Origin of the sequence: Peribacillus psychrosaccharolyticus ATCC 23296 (genome assembly GCF_000305495.1) — a bacterium.
GTDB classification, from domain to species: domain Bacteria; phylum Bacillota; class Bacilli; order Bacillales; family DSM-1321; genus Peribacillus; species Peribacillus psychrosaccharolyticus.
Map to the genome: position 1 here is coordinate 1 of NZ_AJTN02000063.1, position 5,784 is coordinate 5,784.

A 5,784-nucleotide genomic window follows, 5' to 3' on the forward strand; every position below is an offset into this window, starting at 1 on the left:
TAATTCCTCCTAAATCCATTCATTGAATTATTTATTACTGGATATACACCATAGAACATTCGTTCCTTTATGTCAAATTTCCTTCTTTCTCTAACCTGCCCCTATAGTTCCATAAGACAAAGATGTGCCAAAGCAACTCCCTAATTTCACCTGTTAGGTTAAGGACTACGCTTTTTTATTTTTAATCTCTTCCAACAGAGAGATAACCCTTTCATTCTGTTTAATTATTGTTTGATTTTGATTTCTCATTTTTGTGAAGTCAAATAAAAATATTAATAAGATTGCTATTATAAGGAAAGCCATAATTCACCTCTAACCTTTACTTTTCTCTAAATTATACCAGTTCTTATGCAACTTACATGCCCTGTTAGTGGAAGAGAGGCAATATGACCGTCTACTTAACATAATTCAACTTATCGATATACAAATGGTAGGTGGTTTTTCAATGAATAAAAACAGAAGAACAAGAGTTAAAAGAAATGTTTAATCAAATGAAGCAGCAGCATGAAGTACTTCGTAAAAAACAAGGAGAAGAATAATATAGACAGCTAGCGAAGCAAGATCCGGTCACTGTCTATACAAACGATTAATAAGCGATGAAGTTCTGGGAAGAATGATTTTTTACTTTTTCTTATTTTTAACTCGTTCTCTGGATTCATTAAGGCCTTCTATAATGGTGTTGCCTATGCGGTGAAACAAACTTAAATACAGAGCATCAATGATATTTAACTGAGCAATTCGTGAAGCAATGCTCCCTACCCTGTTCTCTTCTTCAACATTTGGGATACATAGCCTGATGTCCGCTAGTTTATAAAGCGTACTTTTTGCTAGAACGGTAAGTGCGATTACGGTTATGCCTATCTCCTTAGCAAATTTGGCTAGTTCAATTGCTTCCATTGTTTTTCCTGAAGTACTAATTACTAAAAAAACATCTCCCGGCTTCATCATTGATAATACGGAAACCATGTAATGAAAATCTGCAGAGGCTATGGCATGATAGCCTAGTTTAATTAATTTATACTGAGCATCCATCACTGGCGGATACGAGCCGCCAACTCCATATATAGCAAATTTATCTGCATGCAAAAAAGCTTCAATTGACCGTTCAAAATCCTTTTTATCTAATGTATTAACAGAGAGCTCAAGCGCAGATTTATTTAGATACGTAACTTTTTGAAAAAGGCTGTGAGGGGTGTCTTTAGACTGCAGCAAAGAAAAGTCATTGATGGTATGTTCTGATTCGGAATTTTCTTTTGCCAGCACAACCTTTAACATTTTAAAACTTCCAACACCGATTGTTTTACAAAAACGAACAATACTAGCTTCACTGGCTCCTGCCTGTTTTGCCAGCTCTTTCGTGGTCATAGTTGGAATAAAATCAGGGTGGTCTAAGATGTAAGATGCTACCTTTTGCTCAACTCCTGTAAAACGATCATAATCATTTTTAATTTTTGAGAGTATTCGTAAATCATTCATATAAAGTCTCCATTCTTATTCAAATCACGCCGAAAGATATGGCATAAATTCCCTTTATATTATTTACCATTAAGTTCTAATTAATTCATATTTTTCATGTATACTAGAGAAATAGACAGATTCCAAATTTTGCACAATTGATAGGAGATTGCCACTATGTACACAAAAAAACTTATATTATTTTTCATTTTGCCTCTTGTCATTTCCTTCTTCGGACTAAGCTATTCTGCTGAAGCATCAGAACAAGAGAACATCCATTTCAATATTACCAGCCCGAAAGAGAATCAAATTATTACACAAAATGATGATACCCTAAACCTTGATATATTAGGTATCAAATCTACTTTTCAGATTAAACAAGTGACAGCTACTATTGATAAACATACGACTTCTTTACAGTTTTCTAACGGGAATTACTTAGCAAAAATTCCACTTAGTACATTAACAGAAGGGGCAAAAAAAGTTAAGATTACAGCTACGGACGTTTATGGAAACTCCAAAAGCATCTCTACAAATTTTCAGTATATCAAACAGCCCATTCACATTACATCACCCATCAGTAACGATTTTTATAATAAAACAGACATTACTATAAAAGCCATTGCAAAGAACTTTGCTGGACCAAAGGCTAAATTTTTTGTAACTGTTGATGGAAAGACAATTGCAACTGGGACAAAAAACTCGATTAATCAAAAAGTGGATTTAAGTAACTATAACGGGAAAGCAATTACCCTTAAATTTACGATAAAAAATACTTCTACGGGCCTCCGCTATACAGAGTCTCACAAAATATTTGTAGATGATAGTCCAACAATCAGTTCCCTCACTAAAGTGGAAGGCGAAATTCTTGGATTTAAAGAAGGAAAGCTTCTATATAAAACCAAGCAAAATGAAATATGGTTAAAGGATACTTCAAAACATACAAAACATCTTGTTTACAAAAATAGTACAAATGACTATACAAAAAGTTATATAGCAGACTCAGCCATTGTCATTTTGACTACTGCCCCTAATTATGAACAAAACTTATATGAATATAAAAACAATGTCTTGCAGAAAATTGGCACTGCACCGGATAAAAAGCTATCAACGGCCGGCGATATTCTAATTTGGAATGGAACCTTAGAGAGCGAACAAGACCATTCAACGAATATATACATGAGGCAGCTCGATACTGGAAAAACAACAATACTCTCAGCCGATTCATTATGGTGGAATGATGTATTTGTAAATCCAGATGGTGAGGCATTTTTTTCAACTAGTAACGGGATATCTAAATATAGCAACGGTATTATAAGTGAGGTACCTGTTACCGGATCAATAACCGGAGCTGAAGGTGATTTACTGTTGATCACCAGAGGGAATCTTGAACATGATGAAACCTTTGTAAAATGGCCAGGCGGAGAAACTAAATTAACCGCCTTTTGGGATACCACTGCTGAATTTTATCCTAATTATAGCCGAGAAGTACTTTTAATGAAAAATGGTCGAATAGCTTTTGAAACATACAAAAATGAAAAGTTCCAAATTCATATTTGGGAAAAAGGAAGCGAAAAACAAATTTCCTTCTTAGGAGATTCTACACGGATTGGAGCATTTGCTGATAACGGTGATCTGCTTACGAAAAATAGTTATTTACTTAAAAATGAATCCGCGTACTCTACAAAACCTGTTAAGCTGTTCACTCTGCCTATGAACACGTATTGGGAAGGAACTCAGGCTTACGGGACATTTGGAGGACACCTTGTAAAAATCAAAACGGACCATATCCCAGTGAACGAAATAAAAATGTCCCATAAAGCAGTATCACTGCTCGAGAAAAAGACGAAACAATTACGTACTGTAATGACACCGGCCAACGCTACGTTTACTAAAGTAATTTGGTCCTCCAGCAACGCTAAAGTGGCCGCTGTTGACTCTAAAGGGAAAGTTACTGGGAAAGTTAAAGGAAAGGCAACGATTACAGCCAGATCCATTGATGGCTCGATTAAAGCCTCTTCTGCGATCACTGTAGTAGATGTAACACCTCCCGCAGCACCAACTATTAATAACGTAACCAGTAAAGCGAAAAAGATCACAGGAAAAGCTGAGCCTGGTTCAACTGTAAAAGTATATATCAAAGGAAAATATATCGGCAGCACGAAAGCTTCTGCCAATAAGAACTTTAGCTTTAACATTAAACCACAAAAGACAGGGAGCATTATTAAAGTAATCTCTGTCGACAGCTCTAAAAATAAAAGCAAAGCAAAAAGTATTACAGTGAAAAAATAAGGTTACAAACACGCGAAAAACCATCCTATCAGCGAGGATGGTTTTTCATGTTTTGGTCCATTTTATAAATAAACGCAAATACCTCGGCAACCGCCTGATAGAGCTCTTCAGGAATGGCTTCATTAATCTCAAGCTTCCCAAGCAGTTCGGTCAAAGATGGATCTTCTTGGATGGGGATATTTAGTTCCTTAGCTTTTTCAAGGATGTTTTCCGCTGTCTTTCCCTTACCCTTAGCGATGACTTTTGGTGCAGACAACGTTTCTGAATTATAGGTAAGTGCAATCGCTTCTTTTCGTTTTTCTGTCATATTTTTATATCCATTCTGCTATAGACTTCAGTTCTTATGGCAGGAATAACTGCCGCGGATTCTCTCTGATTCTCTTCTTCAAAAACCACTCCTGAGAGTTTATATTCTTGCTGTTCTAATTTATCGCGGAGCAATGTCACAAAAGGATGCGCGGCCTGTTCAAGTATCGTTGCATACTGATTAAATACAGATACTTTAACAATCCGGTTCTGAATTTGCATATCCACAACCGTTTCCTTAAGCTGAGCCAAATCTAGATAAAACAAAATTCGGCAGTAATTAGGATCTATATGACCATCCTTCGTCCGTCTTCCACTCCATTCTACTGTCAAATCACTTTGATGATCAGGCAGCGGAATCTGCATGAAAAGCTGTTGAATGGGTCCTGTATCATGACTCATTAATTGCTGTGCTGTAACTCGATTAAGTACTTGGTCTGCCAGTTCGTTAATTACAGCACCGTGACTTTCATTTTTAAGCTGCATTAATAAAGGCTTTAAGCCTGTTAACTCTGTCTCTGCCAGATTTTCTTGACTGCTTAATGCATGTTCCATATTCAGTCCAAGTAATCTGATGATTTCTTTTAAAAAAGGAGCAGCCGCAGCCCCTTTGGAAAGATCTACATACTTAAAATCATTTTCAAGAATATGCTGTACAGCCCTATTTACGTTTTCAGGCAAGTTTCTCGTAACTTGGGGTTCTTTATTGTTTAGTAGAGCAGCCAGCTTGGCCTTAGCATCGTCAACCATATTATTCGTTGTAAGCAGGTTAAGGATGGTTTCACTTTGTTGAGACGCTGACAATGCAGCGTGCAGTAAATTTCCTGCGAGAACAGCAGGCCTTTGCAGGAGAACAGGCTCTGTACCTTGAGAAATACCCGATAACGTATGAATGGCCTGCAGCAGCTTTTCTGCATTCGGACGATGTCCGCTTTGCAGACTTTGAATATAGGCGGTTAACAGCTTCTGCCCATCTTTTAAAATGGGGCTTTCCCCTGCCTCTCCCTTAGACATGTTTACCTGAAGCTTTTCAAGCACCGTATTCGTGTTTTCCTCTTCTGAGAGAAAGCCAGAGAGCTGAAGCAGAGAAAATGCTCCCGCTCTCAATTCCGCTGATGCCTCAGGATTACTCCAAAGCGCTGCTGCCTTCTGCAGGCCGTCAGCGGAAAGTTTCTCTTGTAAGGGTTCCCCTATTTCGTTTAAAAGGGTTGTCAGTTGATTTGTTACATTAGTCGGAGGTGTAAGTTTAAGTTCTTGCCGAAGTCTTGTCAGCAACCCATAAAGAGACTCAGAGCTCCCTTGACTTTGTAAGGCTTTGAAGACCTCATCCACAAAGGGAAGATTATTCACCATCATGGCTTTCACAACTTGAAGGGCTTGGTTTTGATCTCCAGACGTTTTCAGCCATTCTGCCGCAACCTGTAATGTATTTTTAAGAATTGGCAGTTCGTTTTTGATTAAGTACTTTGCCAAGGAAACTGCCTCATGGGTAATCGGCATAGATAAATGTGAAAGAATTTGTTCAGCGGTTACTTTTGTTCCACCATTTACTGTAGGATTTAATACCTTTAATTTTATTTGTTCGTCACCCGGCTGGACTTGCAGCCAATATTGTTCTCCTGCTCTAAGAGGGACATCAAGTGCCGCAATCATTTTTTGCGAACCAATTTGCACTTCTGCCTTTTGATTTGGAAAAAGCTTAAATGATTTTTCCAATGACCAGCTGGCCGC

4 protein-coding genes are annotated in these 5,784 nt (G+C 37.6%); 1 reads left to right on the top strand and 3 read right to left on the bottom strand.

Going from position 1 to position 5,784, the window contains the following annotated elements:
* Positions 1-621: 621 nt before the first annotated feature.
* Complete coding sequence (locus WYK_RS05480; protein WP_040373577.1) at positions 622-1,476, bottom strand: MurR/RpiR family transcriptional regulator; 855 nt, start codon at positions 1,474-1,476, stop codon at positions 622-624.
* Between the two features lie 156 nt (positions 1,477-1,632).
* On the opposite strand from WYK_RS05480, the gene WYK_RS05485 reads away from it, so the two are divergent.
* The gene (locus tag WYK_RS05485) at positions 1,633-3,747 is read left to right on the top strand and encodes an Ig-like domain-containing protein (RefSeq protein WP_040373578.1); all 2,115 of its coding nucleotides are present in this window, start codon (positions 1,633-1,635) and stop codon (positions 3,745-3,747) included.
* A gap of 28 nt (positions 3,748-3,775) precedes the next feature.
* Here WYK_RS05485 and WYK_RS05490 read toward each other — a convergent pair whose 3' ends face one another.
* Both WYK_RS05490 and WYK_RS24830 read right to left on the bottom strand, forming a co-directional pair.
* Positions 3,776-4,054 (bottom strand): EscU/YscU/HrcU family type III secretion system export apparatus switch protein, encoded by a 279-nt coding sequence (locus WYK_RS05490; RefSeq protein WP_040373579.1) that lies wholly within the window; start codon positions 4,052-4,054, stop codon positions 3,776-3,778.
* Positions 4,051-5,784: hypothetical protein (locus WYK_RS24830; protein ID WP_412769693.1), on the bottom strand; the 1,734-nt coding region annotated here is incomplete at its 5' end. The genes WYK_RS05490 and WYK_RS24830, both read right to left, overlap by 4 nt.